This is a genomic window from Streptosporangium sp. G11 (assembly GCF_051192615.1).
Lineage (GTDB): Bacteria > Actinomycetota > Actinomycetes > Streptosporangiales > Streptosporangiaceae > Streptosporangium.
Map to the genome: position 1 here is coordinate 122,598 of NZ_JBPJUQ010000001.1, position 20,057 is coordinate 142,654.

General features: G+C 70.3%; 24 protein-coding genes. 10 read left to right on the top strand and 14 right to left on the bottom strand.

The window, feature by feature from the left end:
- Positions 1-259: 259 nt before the first annotated feature.
- From ACSDR0_RS00605 to ACSDR0_RS00635, 7 genes are all read right to left on the bottom strand, one after another.
- On the bottom strand, positions 260-484 hold the full coding sequence (locus tag ACSDR0_RS00605; RefSeq protein ID WP_435286687.1) for a hypothetical protein: 225 nt from the start codon (positions 482-484) through the stop codon (positions 260-262).
- A 147-nt stretch (positions 485-631) separates the two neighbouring features.
- Entirely contained in the window at positions 632-1,219 is a 588-nt protein-coding gene (locus ACSDR0_RS00610) for a TetR/AcrR family transcriptional regulator (protein WP_435286688.1), read from the bottom strand.
- A 258-nt stretch (positions 1,220-1,477) separates the two neighbouring features.
- Positions 1,478-1,939, bottom strand: a complete 462-nt coding sequence (locus ACSDR0_RS00615) for a hypothetical protein (protein WP_435286689.1) — start codon at positions 1,937-1,939, stop codon at positions 1,478-1,480.
- Positions 1,940-2,050: 111 nt separating this feature from the next.
- Positions 2,051-2,893 carry an SAM-dependent methyltransferase gene (locus ACSDR0_RS00620; protein ID WP_435286690.1) on the bottom strand — a complete coding sequence of 281 codons (843 nt, stop codon included), beginning with the start codon at positions 2,891-2,893 and terminating at the stop codon, positions 2,051-2,053.
- Positions 2,894-3,008: 115 nt separating this feature from the next.
- Positions 3,009-3,923: a helix-turn-helix domain-containing protein gene (locus ACSDR0_RS00625; protein WP_435286691.1), complete on the bottom strand. Its 915-nt coding sequence runs from the start codon at positions 3,921-3,923 to the stop codon at positions 3,009-3,011.
- 178 nt (positions 3,924-4,101) lie between these two features.
- On the bottom strand, positions 4,102-4,791 hold the full coding sequence (locus ACSDR0_RS00630) for a hypothetical protein (protein WP_435286692.1): 690 nt from the start codon (positions 4,789-4,791) through the stop codon (positions 4,102-4,104).
- A 326-nt stretch (positions 4,792-5,117) separates the two neighbouring features.
- Positions 5,118-6,611 carry an Nramp family divalent metal transporter gene (locus ACSDR0_RS00635; RefSeq protein ID WP_435286693.1) on the bottom strand — a complete coding sequence of 498 codons (1,494 nt, stop codon included), beginning with the start codon at positions 6,609-6,611 and terminating at the stop codon, positions 5,118-5,120.
- Positions 6,612-6,862: 251 nt separating this feature from the next.
- Here ACSDR0_RS00635 and ACSDR0_RS00640 point away from each other — a divergent pair, with 251 nt between their 5' ends.
- Both ACSDR0_RS00640 and ACSDR0_RS00645 read left to right on the top strand, forming a co-directional pair.
- The gene (locus tag ACSDR0_RS00640; RefSeq protein ID WP_435286694.1) at positions 6,863-7,336 is read left to right on the top strand and encodes a PepSY domain-containing protein; all 474 of its coding nucleotides are present in this window, start codon (positions 6,863-6,865) and stop codon (positions 7,334-7,336) included.
- 164 nt (positions 7,337-7,500) lie between these two features.
- On the top strand, positions 7,501-8,391 hold the full coding sequence (locus ACSDR0_RS00645; RefSeq protein ID WP_435286695.1) for an NIPSNAP family protein: 891 nt from the start codon (positions 7,501-7,503) through the stop codon (positions 8,389-8,391).
- A 121-nt stretch (positions 8,392-8,512) separates the two neighbouring features.
- Here the strand turns inward: ACSDR0_RS00645 and ACSDR0_RS00650 are convergent, their stop codons facing one another.
- Entirely contained in the window at positions 8,513-9,187 is a 675-nt protein-coding gene (locus tag ACSDR0_RS00650) for a hypothetical protein (protein WP_435286696.1), read from the bottom strand.
- A 163-nt stretch (positions 9,188-9,350) separates the two neighbouring features.
- Between ACSDR0_RS00650 and ACSDR0_RS00655 the strand changes: the two genes are divergently transcribed.
- Both ACSDR0_RS00655 and ACSDR0_RS00660 read left to right on the top strand, forming a co-directional pair.
- Positions 9,351-9,599 (top strand): hypothetical protein, encoded by a 249-nt coding sequence (locus ACSDR0_RS00655; protein WP_435286697.1) that lies wholly within the window; start codon positions 9,351-9,353, stop codon positions 9,597-9,599.
- 131 nt (positions 9,600-9,730) lie between these two features.
- Positions 9,731-10,006, top strand: coding sequence for a hypothetical protein (locus tag ACSDR0_RS00660; RefSeq protein ID WP_435286698.1), 276 nt, complete (start codon positions 9,731-9,733; stop codon positions 10,004-10,006).
- Between the two features lie 303 nt (positions 10,007-10,309).
- Here ACSDR0_RS00660 and ACSDR0_RS00665 read toward each other — a convergent pair whose 3' ends face one another.
- Positions 10,310-10,939, bottom strand: a complete 630-nt coding sequence (locus ACSDR0_RS00665) for a uridine kinase (protein WP_435286699.1) — start codon at positions 10,937-10,939, stop codon at positions 10,310-10,312.
- Positions 10,940-11,231: 292 nt separating this feature from the next.
- Between ACSDR0_RS00665 and ACSDR0_RS00670 the strand changes: the two genes are divergently transcribed.
- Positions 11,232-11,624: an isoamylase early set domain-containing protein gene (locus ACSDR0_RS00670; protein ID WP_435286700.1), complete on the top strand. Its 393-nt coding sequence runs from the start codon at positions 11,232-11,234 to the stop codon at positions 11,622-11,624.
- Positions 11,625-11,820: 196 nt separating this feature from the next.
- Here ACSDR0_RS00670 and ACSDR0_RS00675 read toward each other — a convergent pair whose 3' ends face one another.
- On the bottom strand, positions 11,821-12,264 hold the full coding sequence (locus ACSDR0_RS00675; protein WP_435286701.1) for a DUF6789 family protein: 444 nt from the start codon (positions 12,262-12,264) through the stop codon (positions 11,821-11,823).
- 108 nt (positions 12,265-12,372) lie between these two features.
- Entirely contained in the window at positions 12,373-13,485 is a 1,113-nt protein-coding gene (locus ACSDR0_RS00680; RefSeq protein WP_435286702.1) for an acetate/propionate family kinase, read from the bottom strand.
- A 322-nt stretch (positions 13,486-13,807) separates the two neighbouring features.
- Between ACSDR0_RS00680 and ACSDR0_RS00685 the strand changes: the two genes are divergently transcribed.
- Positions 13,808-14,155, top strand: a complete 348-nt coding sequence (locus ACSDR0_RS00685; RefSeq protein ID WP_435286703.1) for an STAS domain-containing protein — start codon at positions 13,808-13,810, stop codon at positions 14,153-14,155.
- Positions 14,156-14,334: 179 nt separating this feature from the next.
- On the opposite strand, the gene ACSDR0_RS00690 is transcribed toward ACSDR0_RS00685, so the two are convergent.
- Positions 14,335-14,553 (bottom strand): EF-hand domain-containing protein, encoded by a 219-nt coding sequence (locus ACSDR0_RS00690; RefSeq protein ID WP_350968267.1) that lies wholly within the window; start codon positions 14,551-14,553, stop codon positions 14,335-14,337.
- A 156-nt stretch (positions 14,554-14,709) separates the two neighbouring features.
- On the opposite strand from ACSDR0_RS00690, the gene ACSDR0_RS00695 reads away from it, so the two are divergent.
- From ACSDR0_RS00695 to ACSDR0_RS00705, 3 genes are all read left to right on the top strand, one after another.
- Positions 14,710-15,189, top strand: a complete 480-nt coding sequence (locus ACSDR0_RS00695) for a GNAT family N-acetyltransferase (protein ID WP_435286704.1) — start codon at positions 14,710-14,712, stop codon at positions 15,187-15,189.
- A gap of 402 nt (positions 15,190-15,591) precedes the next feature.
- Complete coding sequence (locus tag ACSDR0_RS00700) at positions 15,592-16,629, top strand: lytic polysaccharide monooxygenase auxiliary activity family 9 protein (protein WP_435286705.1); 1,038 nt, start codon at positions 15,592-15,594, stop codon at positions 16,627-16,629.
- A 207-nt stretch (positions 16,630-16,836) separates the two neighbouring features.
- Complete coding sequence (locus tag ACSDR0_RS00705; protein WP_435286706.1) at positions 16,837-17,382, top strand: cellulose binding domain-containing protein; 546 nt, start codon at positions 16,837-16,839, stop codon at positions 17,380-17,382.
- Positions 17,383-17,429: 47 nt separating this feature from the next.
- Here the strand turns inward: ACSDR0_RS00705 and ACSDR0_RS00710 are convergent, their stop codons facing one another.
- Together ACSDR0_RS00710 and rpmG are read right to left on the bottom strand one after the other, a co-directional pair.
- Positions 17,430-17,675, bottom strand: a complete 246-nt coding sequence (locus ACSDR0_RS00710; RefSeq protein ID WP_435286707.1) for a type B 50S ribosomal protein L31 — start codon at positions 17,673-17,675, stop codon at positions 17,430-17,432.
- A gap of 2 nt (positions 17,676-17,677) precedes the next feature.
- The gene (gene rpmG, locus ACSDR0_RS00715; protein ID WP_329084587.1) at positions 17,678-17,842 is read right to left on the bottom strand and encodes a 50S ribosomal protein L33; all 165 of its coding nucleotides are present in this window, start codon (positions 17,840-17,842) and stop codon (positions 17,678-17,680) included.
- 293 nt (positions 17,843-18,135) lie between these two features.
- Between rpmG and ACSDR0_RS00720 the strand changes: the two genes are divergently transcribed.
- A complete protein-coding gene (locus tag ACSDR0_RS00720; RefSeq protein ID WP_435286708.1) occupies positions 18,136-19,875 on the top strand; it encodes a sialidase family protein in 1,740 nt (579 codons plus the stop codon).
- Positions 19,876-20,057 lie beyond the last annotated feature (182 nt).

The following is a 20,057-nucleotide window of genomic DNA, read 5'->3' on the forward strand; positions in this document are numbered from 1 at the left end:
GGCCACCGCCACCCGCCGGCTCCGCCCGAACGGGCAGGTCGACGTACCGCGGCGTCGCGCCGACCGGCGGGTTCGGCTCGTTGCCTTCCGCGTCGCCCGGCGGGTCCGGCCCGTTGCCGTCCGTGTCGTCCGGCGGGGTGAACGTTGTCGTCCACCAGCCGGCTTTCCCAGAGCCGGGGCGCTTCCGGTGCCATGGGGCGATGGTCACCGCGACCGCTCCACGAGGTCCCCTCTCGGCGGCCGCCCCGGCCGGACCGCGCTACTCGCCCTCGACACGCTCCCTGATCCACTCCAGGCCGTCGTCCCAGGAGGCGAAGGCCTGAAGATAGCGGCCGTCGCGGGCGTGGAAGGCGTGATACCGGAAATCTCCGTCGCTGCCCGTGCGAATCAGGTCGTAGAGGTCGCCCTTTGAGCGATACCACACGCACTCGCCGTCAGCGGGACGCGAGGACGATGCGTAGGCGAACTCACGTGTGATGGACATGGGACGGATGCTACGGATCGGCGAATCAGCAGGCAATGCCGTATCTATTTCATTCAGGGATAAAGTTCGCCCACCCTGAGGACCCAGCCGGAAACGCGTGCGCGGGGTCACCGGCCACCGGCACCGGGCGAGGGGGAATCGGGGGAGCTACGACCGGTCGGCGGACGCGGCGAGCTGGTCGATCAGCATCGCCAGCCGCCGTTCGTGGTGGTCCGCCGGAAGGCGGCCGCTGCGGGTGAGGGTGACGAGACCGTGGACGGACCCCCAGGCGACCTCGGCCAGGATGCCGGCGTCGCGGCCGTCGGCGAAGGCGGCGATCGCCTCACGGAACTCGGCAAAGGCGGCCTGGAGCGGGGCGGGGGTGTCGGGACGGCCGAAGGGCAGGTCCACGGCGAGGGTCAGCATGGCGTCGTACAGCGACGGGTTCAGGCGGGCGAAGTCGGCGTAGGAGTGGATCAGGGCGGCGAGCGCCTCGCGCGGGGTCCCGCCCGCCGCGCGGGCCTTGCCCAGCTCGGCGGCGAGCTCGGCGAAGCCCTCCAGGGCGACGGCCGCCACGATGGCGTCCTTGCCCGCGAAGTGGCTGTAGAGGACCGGCTGGCTGTATTCGATACGCTCGGCGAGACGGCGCGTCGTGACCGCCTCCCAGCCCTCGGCCTCGGCCAGCTCGCGGGCGACCTTCACGATCAGCCGATGGCGCTGTGCTCGCTCGCGCTCGCGGCGCTCGTGTGTGGACATCACGCTGATGCTAGCACCGCTATGAGACCGATCGTTGCTAGTAAAAACGCCGCTCGCATGTCTAGCATCGCTATGGCAAGAGATGCCCTCGCGAGCGGCCGCCATGACGGCGGCTCTCGCTTCCCGGACGGTCCACGCGGACGTCTTCGCCCCTCCGGGCGAGCAGGCGTCCAAAGGACACCGCCGGCCCCAGCCTCGGTCCGGCACCGGCCCGGCCCGCACCAGGCACGCTCGCCTGGTGCGGGCCGACCCCGTTCGTCACCCGGCGGGTGGCGTGGGGGTCGGGCTCACCCGGTGGTCGGTCAGGTGCAGGTCTCCGCCCAGCGTCACGCGCAACTCGTCCAGGACCTTCCTGGCGCCGAGTACGGTCCACAGCTCCCCGACCAGGTGGGGGTTGTACTCCGGCGCCTGGTCCATCCACTGGTCCTTGCCGGACTGGGTGACGAAGGTGCTGATGAAGAACTGGCCGACGGGGGTCTTGCAGGCTCCCGTCCTGATGTCGACCGCGTCGACCTGGATCTGGGGCTTGCAGTCGACCTTCTTGGCGAGCTGCTCGACGGTTGGAGGCGGACCCGCGGGGGCCGCGTTTCCGGCCGCGGCGGCGGGGGCGGCCGCGGGCTGGTCCGCGCTGCAGGCGAGGGAGAAGGACAGGGCGAGAATCACCGTGGCGACCACCCGGGCGTTCCTGGCGACACCGGTCTGGCGCGAATGTGTCAACATCCTTCAGATACGCTCACCGACCCCGGCGGGTTCACCGTTCTCCGGCCCGGTGTCGGCCGGAGGATTCCGTCCGCGTTCCCCGGGGAGGAACGCGGACGGGGCCTGAGATCCCTACGGGACCCGTCCGACGGCTCCCACGGTGATGGCACCGGCTCCCGGCGGGATGACGACGTCGCCGGCCTCGGGCCGCCAGTCGTAGACGGGCACCAGGCCGGGTTCGAGCATCTCCAGCCCGTCGAACAGGTCATGGATCTGGGCGAGGGTACGGGGGAAGATGCCGCCCGCGGTGGTCGTACCGTAGACGCCGCGGCCCTGGCGGACCTGCTCCTCGCTGAGGTCGCCGGAGGTGACGTGGGAGATCACCACGTGGCTGCCGGAGACCAGCCGCTCCGCGAAGGAGGCGGCGATGCCGGAGACCTCCTTGTCGTCGGCGACGAAGTGCAGGATGGACACCATGAGGACGGCGACCGGCTGGTCGAAGTCGATGCGCTCGCGGACGTCCGGGTGGTCGAGGATCGCCCCCGGCTCCCGCAGGTCCCCGGGGATCACGATGGTCTGCGCGTTGTCGGCGAGCAGCGCGCGGGCGTGGACGAGCACGATGGGGTCGTTGTCGACGTACACGATCTGGGAGTCCGGCGCCTCGCGCAGGACGACCTGGTGCACGTTCTCCTGCGTCGGCAGACCCGTGCCGATGTCGATGAACTGGCGGATCCCCGCGGCGGCGAGATGCCGCACGGTGCGCCCGAGGAAGGCGCGGTTGGAGCGCGCCACGTCCTTGACGTTGGGGACGAGCTCGACGATTTTCTCACCGGCGATCCGGTCGGAGGCGAAGTTGTCCTTGCCCCCCAGGTAGTAGTCATACATACGGGCCACACTCGGGACCGTAGGATCGATTCCCGGCGGAGCCTGCTCGTGCTCAGTCATATCCTCGCCTTCACCACGTCTTTCCCGCATGGTAGACGAACGAACGACCCCTTTAGATCATGAACCGATATTTCCCCGTATAACTAGACAAGCCGACCTCAAACCATCAGGCATCGCATTCACCGCGAAACCCTGCCATGCCAGATCAGCCCGCGAGCTCCTCGCGGAGGTCGCGAAGGAAGTGCTTGCTCTCGGTGACGGGGTACGCCTGGATGCACAGACGATCCATGACCTGCATGTAGTGGTCGGTCTCCTCACGCTTGTCCACGTAGAGGGCGCTGGTGAGTTGCTCCATGTAGACCACGTCGGGCAGGTCCCGCTCGGGGAAGCGCAGGATGGAGAACGGGCCGCCGGCCGCGGCGTGGCCGCCCCGCTCGAACGGCATGATCTGCAGCTTGACGTTGGGCATCTCGACCACTTCGAGCAGGTGGTCGATCTGGGCGCGCAGCACCTGGGGCCCGCCGATGGGCCGCCGCAGCACGGCCTCGTCCATCACGGCCCAGAGCGTCGGGGCGTCCGGCCTGGTCAGGCGCTCCTGGCGGGCCATACGGAGCGAGACGCGGCGGTCGACCTCCTCCGCGGAGGCGCCGCCGTGCACGAGCATGATGACGGCCCGCGCGTATTCGGGACTCTGCAGGAGGCCGGGGATGAACTGCACCTCGTAGGTCCGGACGATCGAGGCGGCCTCTTCGAGCCCGACGTAGACCTGGAACCAGTTGGGGAGCAGGTCTCCGTACTTGTGCCACCAGCCGGGGGCGCTGGCCTGGCGGGCCAGCGCGAGCAGCGGGGCCCTTTCCTGGGTATCGGTCACCCCGTACATCGTCAGCAGGTCCGCGACATCGCGTTCCTTGAAGCCGACCCTCCCGAGCTCCAGCCGGCTGATCTTGGCGTGGGAGGCGCGGATGGCGTAACCGGCCTGCTCGCGGGTGATGTCCTTGGCGACGCGCAGCCTCCGCAGCTGGGCGCCCAGCAGAATCCGCAGGATGGTGGGGCCGCCACCACCCGCGTACGCGAGAACGCCGCCTTGCTCACCGCTGTCTTCCGCGGCCTGTCTGGCCATGTGGGCTCCCTGTCGCACCTTCCTACGGTGCCACAGTTTCACACATACGGCGTGTTTCGCACAGCACGACTAGACACGCACTTGCGTATGCACTTGCAACCGTAAGTGCAGATCGAGACGAATCTCCCTTTACCACTGACTTTCCCGCCCGGCGGACCGTGTCCGAAACCCCTCGGCGCTACAGCCCCGACGCGAGGTCGTACGCGTCGTCGCGCGTGTCGCCGTACGTGTCGTCACGGAAGGTTCCCCGGCTCGCGGCGGTACGGCGCGACAGCATGCCGCGCACGATGTCGCACAGCTCGCTCGTCTCCCTCGGTGAGAGCACCTGGCTGAGACGGCGCTCGACCACGCCCCCGCTCAACGGCCCCGGCGCCCTCGTCACGTTGAGGTAGCCGGACAGGAACGCGATCCTGAACAGCTTCTCCTGCGAGGGCGACTCGGCGGGGGTCCTGCCGGATCCCCTGGCCGGACCCGCCGCGTCCTCCCCCTCGCGGGACACCTCCAGCCCGGGAAGCAGCAGGTGCGCCGCGGCCCGCTGCAGGGCCAGCCCGTACGCGCGCATGGCTCCGTCGGGGGAGAAGGCGACGATCGAGCGCCCGACGGCCTCGGCGGAGTCCGGCGACAGGTCGGCGATGCCGGTCTCCGCGCCGAGGGAGGTGTAGACGCGCACCACCCGCTCCCCCACGTACCCCGGCTGGATGTGCTGGGAGAGCGTGACGGTCACCGTGGACCCGTCGGGGTTGTACAGCTCGGCGATGTCGGCCGCGTGGGTGACGTACGTGGTGGAGTGCTCGCGCTCGCACCACGAGGGGCACGACGCCTCGGAGCGAGGGTGAAGAGTCCCGACGGAGGCCGTGATGTCGTCCATCCCAATCCTTCCAGCGTGGAGATCCGCGTCATCGGAGGCGCGAGGGCACGACGCCGGATCGCGCCCGGCCACGAGCCGGGACCGCGGCTCGGGTCCGGCCTCGCGCCACCGGTTTCGAGGTCGCTTTCACTGGCAGGTACGCAGGACCGGCATGCCGGGTTCAGCTTCCCCCCGTCCTCGCGCCGCGTCCCCGGACGGGAGGCCGGGGACGCGGGAAAACGGGAGCCGGATCCCGGAGCGGGTCTCGGAGCGGATCGCCGGCGAGAGCACCCGGGATCAGCCGGGATCAGCCGAGTTCGAAGAGGCTCGGAACGGCTTGGGCGGGATCAGAAGGTGACCAGCGGATCACCGATGAAATCGGCGATGAAGTTGACGAAGAAGAACCCGAAGAACAGGAAGTTCAGCACCAGGATCACGTAGTGCCACCAGCGGGGACGCGCCGGGCGGGGCAACCTCGCGTTGAGGTACATGAGCATGAACGGATAGATCAGCGCGCCCAGGTTGGACATGTTGGCCGACCACTGCACCAGGCTCACCGGGAGTGCCAGGTGCAGCACGACGGCGATGACCACGAGCAGGCCGAACATGAACGGGTAGTAGAACCTGCGGGGGTCGCCCTCGATGAGCACCCGCAGCCGGGGGCTGGTGGCGTGGGCGGCGTCGGTCACCACCCGGACCATCGCCTCGAAGATGCCGAGCTGGGTGGAGAAGAGGATCAGCACCCCCAGGATCAGCGCGCCGACGAACATGGCCTGGCCGTACTCGTCGCCCAGGGCGCTCGCCACGAACGTCGGGACGTTCTCCTGGGTCGGCCGCTCGCCGGACAGCTCGACCGCCCTGGACATCAGGATGGTGGGCAGCAGCATCCCGAGGACGGCCCCGACGAAGAAGACGCCCCACATGTCCACCAGCAGAAGGCGGTACCAGCGGCGCCAGCGGCCCGCGTTGGCGGCGTCGTCGGGGAAGGTCACGCCACTGGCCAGCAACTCGTTCTTCGGCCCGCGCATGCCGGCGATGAACCCGGTCCGGTAGCCCATGCCGTAGCCCTTGTCACGGTAGTGGCCCATGACGTACCAGTTCAGCCCGGAGGCGAGCGCGGTGAACCCGGCCAGCGCACCGAGCTGGGTGGCGGTGATCCCCGCCGGTGGCGCCGCGGGGGTGACGAAACCGCGGATCGCGTCCCACCAGATCTCGAACGGCACCACGAACAGGTCGATGACCAGCAGCGCGATCAGGATCGCGCCGACCATGCCCCAGTTGGCGAGTTCCAGGGCCCTGCTGATCCTGCGGGCGGCGGCGGTGATGACGAAGACGAGCAGGAGCAGGCCTATCGCCCACAGCCGGGGCTCCTCGGCCCCGGCGGGCGCGACCTCGCCGTGGACGAGTGCGTACACGCCCTGCCCGGCGGAGGCGGCCCAGCCCCCGGCGATGAACGCGAAGATCACGACGAAGACCGAGAGCGGCACCCAGAGCTGGAAGCCGGGCGGCACCCGCCCCCAGCCGACCACCGGCGCCTCACCGGTGGCCACGACGTAGCGGGAGCACTCGACGTTGTAGAAGGTCTGCAGGATGGCCGAGACCAGGATGACCCAGCCCACCCCGACGAACCCGTACTGGCCGACGGCCTGCGGCCCCAGCAGCCACTCGCCGCTGCCGATGGAGATGCCGAGCGCGATGAGGCTGGGACCGACGGCGTATTTGAACAGTTCCTTCCTGCCGAGCCGGGAGACTCCGAAAACCTCCTCGGGCTCGGGCAGGTCAGCGACGGCGAGATCCGGGCGGCTGACTCCGAGCGGATGGGACCGGGTGACTTCAGTCATGGCGATCCTCCAGGGTTTCGATCCCCCCTGCTCCGACAGTGATCCTCGGACCGCACTTCGACAAGACCCCATTGTGAGATCCACGCGGCCCGCTTCCGGCTCCCGGTTCCCTGCGAGATCCCTCGGCGACCGGACCGAAACGGGCCGGGTACGGGGGCCGAAGCCGGGTCACGGACCCGCTCGACGGTCTTAACCTGCCTTTAGGGTTGCCGCAGCGTGCCGCTAACGGGAGACCCGGCAAGCTCTGGGACATGCGAAACACGACGAAACTCACCATCGCCGCCGCCGGACTCCTCGCCGTTGTCTCCGGAGGTGGCGCAGTAGCCTTCGCCGGAACCGCGACGCCCACCCCGGCCCCCAGCGGTACGGCGACGACGCCCGCGCCGGTGAACGAGACGCCCGGGACCGAGACCGCCCCCGCGACGCCCGCGCCCGGTGAGGCGGAGGCCAAGGTCAAGCGGGACGCGGCCATCAAGATCGCTCAGGACAAGGTGCCCGGCGCCCAGCTCGTCAAGGCCGAGTTCGACGGCGACGAGACTCCCACCAGCTGGGAGATCGAGCTCCGCCAGGACGACGTCGAGCACGAATTCGACATCGACGCCACCACCGGCGCGATCCTGGAGCAGGACCAGGAGACCGAGACCGCCGCCGAACGGGCCGCCGACGCCGCCGATGACGCCAACGACGACGCCGACGCCGACGCCAACGACCAGGACGACGACTGACAGTGAAGGAGCCCGTGACACCTCGCGTGTTACGGGCTCCATATCGGACCGGCCGGACATGACGGTGGTGCCCGGACACAGGAGCAGGTCACTGACGCAAGGTGTCAGTGACCTGCTCCTAGCATGCGGGCACCACTGAGCAGTTCAGGGAAGGACCGACCACGGTGACGAACGACGCCCCTCACGGGCAGGCGGAGAACGCCTGCTGCCCGATCCTCGAACTGAGGCGGTACACGCTGCGCCCCGGCAGGAGGGACGACCTGATCACCCTGTTCGACAGGGAGTTCGTCGAGTCCCAGGAGGCCGCGGGCATGCGCGTCGTCGGCCAGTTCCGCGACCGGGACGACCCCGGAAGGTTCGTCTGGCTGCGCGAGTTCCGCGACATGGAGTCGCGGGCCGAAGCACTGACGGCCTTCTACGGGGGGCCGGTGTGGAAGGCCCACAGCGACGAGGCCAACGGGACGATGATCGACTCCGACGACGTCCTGCTGCTCCGCCCGGCGGGCCCGGGAGCGGGCTTCGACCTCTCGGGCGCCGTCCGTCCCGCGGCGAACGGTGAGGCGACGGCCGGTTCCGCGAGGAACGGCGAGGCGACAGCCCATCCCACGGTGGACGGTGAGGTGACGGCCCGTCCCGCGACGAACGTGGAGACGACAACCCGTCCCACGACGGCCGGTTCCATCACCAACGACGGGGCGGCCTCGTCGTTGTTCACCGCGGCCATCTGCCACCCGGGCATACCCGGCGACGAGTTCGCCCGGTTCTTCGATGACCGGGTGGCGCCGTTGCTGGCGGAGACGGGTGCCGCCCCGCTGGCCCGCCTGCGTACCGAACACGCCGAGAACACCTATCCGGCCCTGCCGGTGCGGACCGGCGAAGACGTCTTCGTGTGGTTCTCCGCCTTCGCGAGCCAGGAGCGGCACGACGAGCACGCCGAGCGGCTCGCACGTTCGGCGAGGTGGGCGAAGGAGGTGCTTCCCGAGTTGTCGGCGCGCCTGGCCTCCCCTCTCGAGCGGCTGAACCTGACGCCGACGGCGAGATCCCTGCTCCGCTGACCCGGGTCTTCCTTGCTCGCCGCCCCAGACCTTCCTCTGTTCCGCTGATCGGGGCCTTCCCCTGCTCCACCGCCCCGCGCCCCTGCCGTCGGCGAGCCGCTCTCCGGGCTCGCCCCGGCGGTCAGCGTCGCCGTACCCGGTAGGCGAGAGCGGCGAGGGCGACGGCTCCCAGAAGTGCCGCCACCGCGTACGAGGGCCGCCACCAGGATCGCTGTTCCACGACCGCGACGGTGGTCGTATCCCCGGGCGACCCTCCGGCGGGCGCCGCCGCCGGGGTGATGACGGGGGTGGCGGCCCTGGAGGGAGGGATGCCGGGAGTGACGTCACCGACGGGAACGCTCGGCGGGCGGATCACGCCCCAGTGGTCCTGCTGCGGCGACTGGTTGGCGATCATCTGCCTGAACTCCCTGGGAACCGGGGCGACCTTCAGCTCGCCGGGCACGGCCAGGGTGCCGATCCGGTAGGGCGCGAACCAGCCCTGGATTCCCTCCATCTCCCACGTGCCCTTGGGCAGGGAGACCGCGGCGGCGTAGTGGGCGGGCTCCTTCAGCGCCACGCCGGGGAACCGGAGAGTTCTCTTGCCGTCGGTGAACTCCAGCGCGACCTCCCCCAGGTCGTCGCCCACGTACGGGTGGGTGCCGTGCTGGAGCAGCCAGAAGCCGAGTGTGTACGTCTTGTCGGGGCTCGTCACCGGGACCGGGTCCATCACGGTGAGCGCCCAGCCTCCGGCCCGCGCCGGGGCGCCGAGGGCCAGCAGGGGGACGACGAACGCCAGGAGGATAAGGATTCTTCTCATGCGGGAGGTACACCGGCCGGGCCGGTCGGGTTCCCGTCACCGCGCGGCGTGCTTTCCGATCACCGAGGTCGCGGGACCGGAGAGCGGCATGGGTGGGAGCGGCGGCGGGGCGCGGCGGCCAGGGCCGTGGAGTCGTGGCCGAAAGCAGGGGTATGGACAGCGGATGAGCCTTCAGGAAGAACTGCGGCAGATCGAAGAGGACCTGGAGAGACTGCGTGCCGAGGTCGCCGAGTTGCGCGGGCAGGTCGGGGAGATCGGCCCCACCGACTCCACCGAGCGGGCAATGGTGATCAACCTGGCCGACGAGGAGGAGATCCTTGTCCGCGAGCTCGAAGCCAGGCGCGAGGACCTTCTCAAACGTCTCGGCGAGAAGGGTGAGCGGAAGCACGCCGAACCTCGCGAGACGACATGAGCTGACGGGGCCCGCACGTCCGGGGGAGCTCCCACCTGCGATTCGTCACATTCGGTTATCCATGGTCCCTCGGGGTAACCATAAGAACGAACCATCATCAGGGGGATGAAATGATCAATATGCTTCACAAAATGGGCGTGAAGTCCAACATGATGTACCTCGCCGGGCTCGCCTCGATCGGCGCGTCGGTCGCGGCGTGGTTCACGTCGACCGCGAAGGAGAGCGCGGGCATCGATCGGGCGGACCGCTGGGGAATCTTCATCGGCGAGTGGGCGCCGACCTTCTTCGCGATGGGGATCGCGCTGCGAATGGAGGAGACCCGCGACGAGATGCGGCCCTCCCTGGAGCAGGAGTCGTACCGCGGCTCGTACTCCGAGGGCAGGATGCCCTCGCGCGCGGGCGTGTAGCGCCGCGGCCGGAGAATCGAAGGCAGGGCGCGGCCCCGGGGGACGCGCCCCGCTTCCACGTCGGCTCATCACCCTCGCCCCGGATCCCCGCCGCCGCTCCCGCCCGGCTCCCGCCTCAGGGCCGGAGCCTCAACTTCTCCCGGCTCCCACGTCAGGGCTGGAGCCTCAACTCCGCCCAGCTCCCGCCTCAGGGCCGGAACCTCAACTCCGCCCGGCTCCCGCGTCCGGCGGGATCCCGGCTCTCGCGTCCGGCTCCCGCGCCGTCCCGTCCCGGTTTCGCGTCCCGTTCCACCCGAAGGCGGGTCATGACGGTGTGACCAGGGCCGGATGCCTCGGGTCGTCGACGCGGACGACCACGTCCGCGACCTCCGCCGGAGCGATCTCCTCCTCGTAGCGCGCGTAGGCGGGCAGCGTCCAGCGCTGCCCGTCCGGGGTGCGCCGGGCCAGCGCGCCCGGCGAGAGTCTCAGGTGCACGGTCAGCTCGAACGGCAGTCCCCGGCCCAGCAGCAGGGGTCCGGCCATCAGCAGCACCCCGCCCGGGGGAAGCGTGACGTAGGACGCGCGGGTGGCCCTGTCGATGGTGCTGTCCCAGAGCGTGGGCAGCACCTTTCCCGACCGGCCGGGGTCGAGCGGCCCCAGGACCTCTCTGACCAGCCCCCCGTAGTCGAACCAGTCGGTGTAGAAGGAGTCCGGGTCGGTCCGGCCGTACTCGAAGCGGAGCGAGGCCGGGCGCAGGAAGTCGGCGGTGGAGACGCGGAGCACCTCCCTGCCGCGAAGCCTGAGCGGGTCGGCCAGCGCGTCGGCGAGGTTCTCCGGCCGCGCCGCCGGAGCCCCGTCGAGCGCGACGCGCACCCAGGAGTCGCGGGGCTCCGCGGCCACCCGGTCAGCGAGTTCCTCCACCAGCGAGGACGGGGAGATAGGCCGTATGTCCACCCCACCATCCTGGCCGACGCGCGCCCGCCCCCGGCCGGGGGCCGATCAACCATCACGGCCGGGTCAAGGTCGGACGTGATGCCGATCAAATATCGGTCTGTCCGGGTTGTCTTGCCGCTACGGGCGGTAACGATCCATATGGATCGACGGCTCGGCCGTGACTGGGCGTCGACCTTCTGGTCGCGTCACGTCCATGTCGGCGCGATCCGGTAGTTGGCGTGATCTTCACGTCTTTCCGCAAACAAGATCACGGCACATTACGCACGGAGACAGTGATGTCAGGAGGATTTCAGTGATCAAGCGCGGTAAGCCGACCAAGAACGGCCAGGTCAAGCTGACTTTTACCATAGCGGAGAGCCCGACCGTCGGCGGGGTCTCGCTGGTCGGTGACTTCAACGACTGGGACCCCTACGCCCATCCCATGCAGCGCAGGGACGACGGCACCTACCAGGTGAGCCTGATGGTCCCCGCACGGCGGCCCATCCGCTTCCGCTACCTCGCGGACGGCGGCGTGTGGTTCGACGACGCGGACGCGGATCACCATGACGAGCACGGCGGCAGGATCAACCCCGCGGACGTCCAGGAGGCGCCGGAAGGTCCCGGCGCGGCGCGTACCGTCGGCAAGCCGATACGGCAGACGCTCTCGGCCGGGCAGCCGGTCACGGCCTCGGTGGCCGCCTCCTAATGTCTCGGTGACAGTTCGCAGGACGGGATCCCCTTCGCGGGACAGACCGTTCCACCGTCTCCGCGATCACCGTGGCGGCCCGCACCTTCCCATCCCGGCATGGGCACGGAAGAGGCGGGCCGCCCCGCGGGGACCCGGGGGCGGCCCGCCCGACGAGGCCGTTCACCGCGAAGTCCCGCGCATGCCGCGCGGTCCATCAGGTCTCGCGGCGGAGGGCGTTCACCGCGAGGGCGAGCATCGCGCCGTACACCACGTGGCCGGTGGCCATCACCGCCTGACGCCCCGGCCGGTCCTGGGCGATCGGGGGCAGGATTCCCAGTTTCGGCACCCAGCCCTGATAGCTGACGAACCAGATCGCCAGCCCGTACGCCACCCCGAGCGTCACCGGAGCACGGCGTCTCCCGTGGAGCAGGGCGAACGCGGCCCCGCACGCGGCGCCGAAGCCGAAGTGGGCGACCGCGCCCAGCACGCCCTCTCCCGGTTTGGGCCGGTGCCTGTGGCCCGGCAGGAAGGCGCGGGCGATCCGCTTGGGCGGCTGGTCCCCCATGAGACCCGCGCGGTCTCCGGCGAGCATCACCGCGCTCATCGCCGCGGTGGCGAGGACGCCGCCCTCGGCGCCCCTGATGAGATCGTGGGTCACGATCGCTCCTCCCCCTTCCCTTGAAACGTCCTTGAAGGTCTTCGCAGGTCCCCGGACGGTTCCGCTGACCGGTTCCACTGGCCGGTGGCCTGATCCCGCGCCGGATTCTCACCGACGCCGGTCGAGCGCGCCGAGGGTCTCCCTGGCGAGTTGCAGTTCCTCCCGGGGCCGGACCACCAGCACGGGCACGGACGCGCCGGGCGCGCTGACCGTCCCGTCGGTGTCGAGGCCGGTACGGGCGGGCGGCTCGACGCCGAGCAGCGAGAGCCGACGGCAGACGGCCTCGCGGACCTCCGGCTGGTCCCAGCCGATCTCCCCGGTGAACACGAGCGCGTCGAGCCGGTCCAGGCTCGTCGCGGCGGCGGCGATCTCCCGGCTCACCCGGTGCTCGAACACCGCCAGGGCCAGCGCGGCGGCGGGGTCCCCGGAGGCGACCAGCTCCCGGGTGTCGCCCGACTTCCCGCCCGAGAGCCCGAGCAGCCCCGACTCCCGTTCCAGGCCGTCGCGCAACTCGTCGAGCGTGAGCCGGGAACCGGACAGCAGCCACAGCAGCATCCCGGGATCGACGCTCCCCGACCGCTTGCTCATCGGGACCCCCTCCAGCGGGGTGAACCCCATCGAGGTGTCCACGCTGCGGCCCTCGCGGACGGCGCATACCGAGGAGCCTCCGCCGAGGTGGGTCAGGACGACATGGAGAGTGCCGGCGGGCCGGTCGAGCATCTCCGCGGCCCGGCCCAGCGCCCAGGCGTACGACAGGCCGTGGAAGCCGTAGCGGCGCAGGCCGTAGCGGCTCCTCCACTCCGCGGGCAGCGCGTAGGTGGCGGCACGGTCGGGGAGGCCGGCGTGGAAGGCGGTGTCGGGGCAGAGCACGTGCGGGATGTCGGGCAGCCTGCGCCGGGCGGCCTCGACGAGCGCGAGGGCGGGCGGCACGTGCAGCGGGGCGAGGTCGGCGTACTCCCGCACCGCCTCCAGCACGCCGTCGTCGACGACCGCCGGCTCCCGTACGGCCTCGCCCCCGTGGACGAGGCGATGGCCGACCGCGGCGAGGCCTGCGTCGGGGGCGGCGTCGAGGAAGTCCGTGATCGCCCGCTCCGCCGCCCCGGGGTCGAGGCTCCGCTCGCTGTGCTCGGTGCGCAGGACCTGACCGTCCCGGACGAGGTGGAGCTGGAGGCTCGACGATCCCGCGTTGACGGTGAGCACCGCCGGATCACTGGTTCCCATTTTCCTGGCGTGCCCGGGGGCGGATGGGGCAAACGGCACCCCATGGCGGGCCCGCCGTCCGTCACTCCGCGTGAGCGTTTCGGGCGAGGGCACCGACGCCCGTCTCACCGCGACGACCTGGGACGGTGATGCGCCGGAACGGGTCGCGGCGCCCGTCCGCCAACCTTCCTGACCGCTGGCAGTTCGCAGTCACTTGTTGAACTGTCATGAGCCACGGGCGTACGGTGGGGCTAATGGCACCCGTCCTTCGTACGGCTCCCGACAGGGCGCTGTCTCCAACTGCCGTAGACAGCGGGGCGATATGACTCGACTTTCCGTTACCGTGGACGCACACCCGCACTTCTCCGTAGTGACCCTGATCGGCGACCTGGACAAGTCCTCCGCACCGATGCTCGAGGAAAAGCTCGCGGACTATATGAGGCGCGGTCATATCTGTCTGGTCGTCGACACGACGGCACTGGGATTCTGCGACTCCACGGGCATCTGGGTGCTGCTGACGAGCCTGCGGCGCGCCTACGAGCGGAAAGGCTGGCTGCGCCTCGTCGGCGTGCACGGGTTCCTCGGCCGCCTGCTCGACCTGACCAGGCTGCGAGAGGCGTTCCCCATCGACTCCACCGTCGAGGAGTCACTGCGCGCGGTCTCCGACGGGAGCATCCCCGTCTCGCACTGATCCCGGCCGATTCGCGATCGCCGGTGGCCGCGGCCAGGTCCGCAGCGGCGTCGAGAGAGCCCTGACGGGGACCTCTGGGGGAAGAACACGGCACGGCACGACACGCCGCGCGCTCCCGGAAGAGGCCTGCCGGTTCGCGGGAGCGGACCGGGGCCGCCGGTTCCGGGAGCGGGGGCGGATCAGTCGCGGGAGACCAGGCGGACGAACTCCTCGAACGAGAACCGGCCGTCGCCGTCGGAGTCACCGTTCTGGTTCAGCGACCCGATGGCCTCGGCGGGCAGGGCGGGAAAGTGCTCGCCGAACTCCCGCTCCGTGATGAATCCGTCGCCATCGGTGTCGATGGCCGCGAACGCCTGCCTGAGCTCCGCCAGCCGCTCCCCGTTGGGCTCTGTCGACATGGTGACCCGCCTCTCTCAACGACCCGCACTTCGATCAGCAGACAACTTACGGGAGGAGCCACCCGTACAGCCAGGCGGCCCCATATAAGACGTTTTACCACCAAAAATCCCTTTTCCTCACCCGGTTCGCCCGCAGCCCCCACCTAGACTTCGAGCATGATTCGCCCCGCAACGCCGGACGACGTCCCGGCGATCATCGACATGATCCGTGGACTCGCGGAGTACGAGAAAGCGCTGGACGAGGTCGAGAACACCGAGGACATGCTCCACGAGACGCTCTTCGGCCCCACCCCCAGCGTGTTCTGCCACATCGCCGTCGACGGGGAGAGGATCGCGGGGTTCGCGATCTGGTTCGTCTCCTACTCGACCTGGCTGGGCACCCACGGGATCTATCTCGAAGACCTCTTCGTCCATCCCGACCACCGGGGCGGCGGGTACGGCAAAAAGCTGCTCGCCGAGCTGGCGGGCATCTGCGTGGAGCGCGGCTACGGCCGCTTCGAATGGTCGGTGCTCGACTGGAACACCCCGGCCATCGACTTCTACCGGGCCATCGGCGCGAAACCGCTCGACGAATGGGACAGGTACCGGCTCTCGGGACCCGCGCTGGAGAAAGTCGCGGCGGGAGGAACGCGGTAGCCGTACCGGGAAAGGGATTTCGTCCCCGACCCGTCCTCCCCGGGAAGGCCCCGCGAAGGCCCCGCGAAGACCGGCCGGAACACGCTTCCGGCCGGTCTTCCGTTTTCCCGCGCCGCCTTCTCCCTTGCCCTGGCAGACCGTCGCGCGAACCCCCTCCGGGACACGCTCCGGCCGTGAACCTTTCATCTCGCGAGACCGCCTCGTACCCTCTCTGAGCTGGTACGACGAGCCGCCGGCGCGGCGCGGGAAAAGCGCTCCGTTTACACCCCGGGATCGGCGACCTAGAGTCCGTCTCGCGTGAGCGCCTCACCGCCATTGATCAGCAATTCGTCACCCCTCGAAAGGGAGGGTAATTCTGTGAGTAAATGGCGAAGTATGGCTGTCGCCGGTGTGGTCACGTTCATGACCGCGCTCCTTGCCGTCGTCCTCATTCCGCAGCCGGCCTCGGCGCACGGCGCCATGATGACGCCCGGCAGCCGGACCTTCTTCTGCTGGCAGGACGGTCTTTCCCCGCAGGGGAACATCGTGCCCATCAACCAGGCGTGCTCGGCGGCGGTGGCCCAGAGCGGGGCCAACTCCTTGTACAACTGGTTCAGCCTGCTGCGGTCCGACGGGGCCGGGCGGACGCGCGGGTTCATCCCCGACGGGCAGGCGTGCAGCGGCGGCAATCCCGGCTACAGCGGGTACGACCTCCCGAGCGCCAACTGGCCGGTGACGCACCTGACCTCGGGCGCGTCCATCCAGTTCAAGTACAACAAGTGGGCCGCGCACCCCGGCTGGTTCTACCTCTACATCACCAAGGACGGCTGGAACCCCAACCGGGCACTGACCTGGGACGACCTGGAGAGTGAGCCCTTCCACACGGCCGACCACCCGCAGAGCGTCGGCTCGCCGGGCACCAACGACGCCAACTACTACTGGAACGCCAGGCTCCCGTCGGGCAAGTCGGGCCGTCACATCATCTACTCGGTGTGGAAGCGCTCCGACAGCGCGGAGACGTTCTACAACTGCTCCGACGTCGTCTTCGACGGCGGCAACGGCCAGGTGACCGGTGTCGGCCGGACGGGCAACGACCCGACCCCGACGCCCACCCCCACCCCCACCCCCACCGTGACGCCGACGCCCGGACCAACGCCCGGACCCGGCGCGTGCGCCGCCACCTACCGGACCATAAGCTCCTGGTCGGGCGGTTTCCAGGGCGAGGTGACCGTGAGAAACACGGGCACGGCCACCATCAACGGCTGGACGGCGAGCTGGACGCTCGGTAGCGGCAGTTCGGTGAACAGCCTGTGGAGCGCCACGCACACCACGTCGGGGTCCACCGTCACGGCGAAGAACGTCGACTGGAACCGCACGATAGCGGCCGGCGCCTCGACCACCTTCGGATTCACCGGAACGGGAACCAGCGGCTCCCCATCCGTCACCTGCACCAGCCCCTAGCGGGACGCGGTCCCCGCCGGTGCGTACCGGCGGGGACCGACCCGCGCCCGCCCCTGCTCCGTTCCGCCGGTCCGGCGGAACGGAGCAGGGGCGGAGCGACAAACCGGCAGATCGACAAGACCGGCGAATCGCCGGATCGCCGCGTCCGTGCCGGACCACCGCCCCCCACGGCCGCCGCGCCCTCGCGAAAGGGAGGAAGGCAGTCTCGTGCCGCTCACCACGAAGATCGCCCCCCTGCTGGGTCTCGTCTCGCTCGGAGCGGCGGTGGCCCTGGTCGTGGCGGCCTGCGCCGGCCGGACGACGGAGGGCGGGCACGCCGTGGCGCACCCGCCCTCTCCGCCCTCCCTCAGCTCCGCCCCGGTGTCCCCACCCGCCGACGGGGACGCCCCGGCGTCCTCGCCTCCCACGCCCGTCCACAAAACCGCCAAGCGGGACACCCCGGCCACGGCGTCCGCGAGGTGCCGGGCGACGGTCACCCTGGTGGAGTCATGGCCGGGTGGCTACCGGGGCGCCGCGACGATCAGCAACACCACCGACCGGCCGATGCGTGACTGGTACATCCAGTGGATGCAGCCGCGCGAGGCGACCTTCAGGCAGTCCTGGAACGGCACCCACATGCAGAGCGGTCCCGTCGCGATGATCCATGCTCCCCTGGAGAAGCCGTCGCTGCCGCCGGGGGCGACCGTCTCCGACATCGGCTTCGTGGGAGCCGCCGCCACTCCCCCCACCTTCACCGAGGTCACCTGCGGCTGACGGGAGCGGCTCGGCCCCGGCCGGCCCGACCCGGGATCGGTCCGGCGTCAGCTCTTCCCGTAGCGCTGCTTGAAGCGCTCGACGCGCCCGGCCGTGTCGACGACCCGGCTGCGCCCGGTGTAGAAGGGGTGGCTCGCCGAGGAGACGTCGACGTCGACCACCGGGTAGACGTTGCCGTCCTCCCATTCGACGGTCTTGCGGCTGGTGACGGTCGAACAGGTCAGGAAGGCGAAACCGGCACTCGGGTCGCGGAAGACGACCGGGTGGTAGTCGGGGTGGATGCCCTTCTTCATGACTATCTGTCCTCTCGGAACGGGACGTGCTGGCGGACGATCGGGTCGTACTTGACGAGGGTGAGCCGGTCGGGGTCGTTACGCCGGTTCTTGCGGGTCACGTAGGTGAAACCGGTGCCCGCGGTCGACCTCAGCTTGATCACTGAGCGCACCTCGTTTCTGGCCACGGTCGGCTCCTCTCGGGGTTGGCTGGTTGCACGATGCCGCTGATAACGATTTTCATTAGCCGAACATTCCCGTTCGTCCCACCTCTCCCGCGGAACGCCCCGGCGGCCTCCGACGCCCCTGCTCGGCCCCCCTTGGCGAAGACCCCATGGCCTGCCCGACGGCCCGCGGACCCACGCGGCGGGTCACGGCGCGGACCGCCACGGGCGCGGGCGGGCGGGTGCGGGGACGACGGCCGTGTGGGCGTCACCCCCCGGTAACCTCCCGTCCACCCGCCACCTGTTCGCTGTGATCCATGCCCTGGCCGGAAACCGAGATCGTCGGATCAGATGTCAGCCCTCCCGTGACCGTGTACGGCACGGTGGACAGAAATCCCGACGGGGAGCTCGCCCACGAGGGCAACAGGGTTCCCGACATCGTCGCCCTGGACCACCGGCGGCTGGTGGTCGCCTGGCGGGCCGGGGTCCGGGACGCGCGGGACCCGGCGCCGACCGACCAGGGCTCCATCATGTACGCCCGCTCGGAGGACGGCGGCCTGAGGTGGACGGTGGGAACGCTGGCCGCCGCCACCGCCACGACCCGCTACCACTACGTGATCTTCCTCAACGACGCGGGCACGCTGTACGCGCTGCTCGGCCTGATCTCCGTCGAACGCGACCGCGACCGGGAGGGCGACGTCGACGGCTTCCCCACCTCGCTGGTCGTCAAAAGGAGCACCGACGGCGGCCGTACGTGGGCCGCCTTCCCCGTCACCGTCGATGTGCCGGACAACGGCAGGGGCGTGGTCGTCGCGGGCAAGCCGCTGCGGCACGGCGGTGTGTGGCTGGTGCCGTACTGGCGGCACTCGGGCGGCACGAACAAGGCGGGCGTGCTGCGCTCGGCCGACCTGGTCACCTGGACCTCCGGCGGCATCGCGGAGAACCCGCCGGGGGTGGCGATCGAGGAGCCGCAGATCGCGCCCTCCCAGGACGACCCCGGGACGCTCGTGATGGTGACCCGCGCCCTGGATCTGAGGAGCGGCACCTCGGCGGCGGCGCGCGACGCCCGCTACCGCTCGGGCGCGGCCCACAGCGCCACGGCGACCAGCACCGACGGCGGGCTGACGTGGTCACCGCTGAGGCTGGACGCGAACCTGCCCAACTACTACGTCAAGACGTTCTTCACGCGCGACTCCGCGGGCCGCCACCTGGCCATCTTCAACACGCTGGCCGGGCCGTTCACCGGCTCCTCGGCGAGCAAGCCCGACCAGTATCGCGAGGTGCTCTACTACAAGGTCAGGCGGCCCGGCGAGCCCTGGGAACCGGCGCGGCTCTTCGCCGACGGCCCCCGGCTGACGAGCGGCGCGGCCCGGGGATGGGACGTCTACCCCAGCGCCGACGAGTACGAGCCCGGCCGGTTCTTCGTCGTCTGGGAGCACAACCAGACCAACATCAAGGTCGCCAAGCTCGACATCTCCCGTCCCGTCTCCGGAGCGCCCCTCGCCGCGGGCGACTGGACCGCGGGCGCGAACGCGAGGGGCTGGACGCTGGGCGGTGGGGCGCGGGCCGCCGGTGGCGGGCTCCGGCTCAGAAGCACCGGCACCGCGGCGTGCCGGGCGTCCTTCCCCCTCGACGCCTCCAAGGGATGCGACTTCACCCTGGAGTTCCGCGGCAGGGTGGACGACGACAGCGCGCTCGACCCGCGTACCGGCAACGGTGTCTGCCTCGGCGTGAAGGTGGCCAACGGCGCCAAGCGGCTCATGCTGACCGTGCAGCGGAGCGGGGTGTGGACGATGCGCAAGGGATCCGCCGTCTGGGAGAAGGTCTACGCGCTGGACACCGCCGGCCGGGCCGCGACCTGGAGGGTGCGGGTGGACAGCGCGGGGACGGCCCGCCTGTTCAGGGACGGCGCCGATACCGGGGCGACCTGGGTGATCCAGGACAGCAGAGAGAGCCCCCAGCTCACGCACTGGGTGACCGGAACCCCCGGTGGCAACGCGGCCGAGGCCACCGTCGAGTGGACGCGTCTGACCCCCACCGTGGAGACGCTGCCCTAGCCTCCTTCCCGCGCCCGGTGTCCCCCGCGGCGGGCGTTCCGGCACGCACCGGCGCGCCCGTGCGACCGGCGGCGGTGCGCGCCGGATCGCTCACGGTTCTTTTCCGGCTCTCATGTGATTCGTCCCTCCGGCTCTCCGGCCCGCCAGGGGGGTGAGACGGTAGCTTGGGACTGCCATCACAG

Excerpts from the sequence above, each read along its gene's own strand:
- ACSDR0_RS00605 (WP_435286687.1), bottom strand. The coding sequence starts at position 484 with ATGTCCATCACACGTGAGTTCGCCTACGCATCGTCCTCGCGTCCCGCT.
- ACSDR0_RS00610 (WP_435286688.1), bottom strand. The coding sequence starts at position 1,219 with ATGTCCACACACGAGCGCCGCGAGCGCGAGCGAGCACAGCGCCATCGG.
- ACSDR0_RS00615 (WP_435286689.1), bottom strand. The coding sequence starts at position 1,939 with ATGTTGACACATTCGCGCCAGACCGGTGTCGCCAGGAACGCCCGGGTG.
- ACSDR0_RS00620 (WP_435286690.1), bottom strand. The coding sequence starts at position 2,893 with ATGCGGGAAAGACGTGGTGAAGGCGAGGATATGACTGAGCACGAGCAG.
- ACSDR0_RS00625 (WP_435286691.1), bottom strand. The coding sequence starts at position 3,923 with ATGGCCAGACAGGCCGCGGAAGACAGCGGTGAGCAAGGCGGCGTTCTC.
- ACSDR0_RS00630 (WP_435286692.1), bottom strand. The coding sequence starts at position 4,791 with ATGGACGACATCACGGCCTCCGTCGGGACTCTTCACCCTCGCTCCGAG.
- ACSDR0_RS00635 (WP_435286693.1), bottom strand. The coding sequence starts at position 6,611 with ATGACTGAAGTCACCCGGTCCCATCCGCTCGGAGTCAGCCGCCCGGAT.
- ACSDR0_RS00640 (WP_435286694.1), top strand. The coding sequence starts at position 6,863 with ATGCGAAACACGACGAAACTCACCATCGCCGCCGCCGGACTCCTCGCC.
- ACSDR0_RS00650 (WP_435286696.1), bottom strand. The coding sequence starts at position 9,187 with ATGAGAAGAATCCTTATCCTCCTGGCGTTCGTCGTCCCCCTGCTGGCC.
- ACSDR0_RS00655 (WP_435286697.1), top strand. The coding sequence starts at position 9,351 with ATGAGCCTTCAGGAAGAACTGCGGCAGATCGAAGAGGACCTGGAGAGA.
- ACSDR0_RS00660 (WP_435286698.1), top strand. The coding sequence starts at position 9,731 with ATGGGCGTGAAGTCCAACATGATGTACCTCGCCGGGCTCGCCTCGATC.
- ACSDR0_RS00680 (WP_435286702.1), bottom strand. The coding sequence starts at position 13,485 with ATGGGAACCAGTGATCCGGCGGTGCTCACCGTCAACGCGGGATCGTCG.
- ACSDR0_RS00690 (WP_350968267.1), bottom strand. The coding sequence starts at position 14,553 with ATGTCGACAGAGCCCAACGGGGAGCGGCTGGCGGAGCTCAGGCAGGCG.
- ACSDR0_RS00695 (WP_435286704.1), top strand. The coding sequence starts at position 14,710 with ATGATTCGCCCCGCAACGCCGGACGACGTCCCGGCGATCATCGACATG.
- ACSDR0_RS00700 (WP_435286705.1), top strand. The coding sequence starts at position 15,592 with ATGACCGCGCTCCTTGCCGTCGTCCTCATTCCGCAGCCGGCCTCGGCG.
- ACSDR0_RS00710 (WP_435286707.1), bottom strand. The coding sequence starts at position 17,675 with ATGAAGAAGGGCATCCACCCCGACTACCACCCGGTCGTCTTCCGCGAC.
- ACSDR0_RS00720 (WP_435286708.1), top strand. The coding sequence starts at position 18,136 with ATGCCCTGGCCGGAAACCGAGATCGTCGGATCAGATGTCAGCCCTCCC.